Annotated in this window: 1 protein-coding gene; it reads left to right on the top strand. The window is 47.2% G+C overall.

Features of this window, described 5'->3' with window-relative positions; translation table 11 throughout:
* On the top strand, positions 1-564 hold a 564-nt coding region (locus R8O11_RS30145; protein ID WP_318195251.1), incomplete at both ends, for a GGDEF domain-containing protein.

Below are 564 nucleotides of genomic sequence, written 5' to 3'. Positions count from 1 at the left end.
CGACTGCTGATGATTGTCGTGTTGATGCAATGTATCGAGAGCGTCAACATGGCCGCAATCAGTTTGAAGCACAGATGCTAGACAGCCACGGCGAAACCATCGATTGTTTAATAGAAGCAACACTGATTCAGCACAACGGGCACACCGCCTTGATGCTGCTGTTGCAAGATTTGAGTGAAAACAAACAACAAGCAGAGATGATTCAAAAGCTGACCGATTTTGATCCTGTGTCTGGCTTTTGTAATCGCCCGGTAATCTTAGGCGCACTTGAAGAGTTGGTGAAACACCAGCCGAATCACTTCTCGTTCATCTACATCACTAGTAAGAGCCTCAAGCAAATCGCTGAAGTGTACGGACACCTGATCTTTGATGAGGCGATCCAGTACATCTCGACTTTGTTGCGCGACCATTTGGGCACTCACCAAATTGGTAGGATTAGTGAGCATGAGTTCATCGTCATTCTTCCCAACGCAAGCGGTCACAGCGACGCATTGGAAGCGGCAAACCGACTGTTAAATCAGCTCTCTTACAAAATCGAACTCTCTGGGATTATGTTGTCGCTCG

This window comes from Vibrio sp. 1288 (assembly GCF_033344475.1).
Note: the sequence above shows the minus strand (reverse complement) of the source record. Positions and strands in the feature narration are given on the sequence as shown.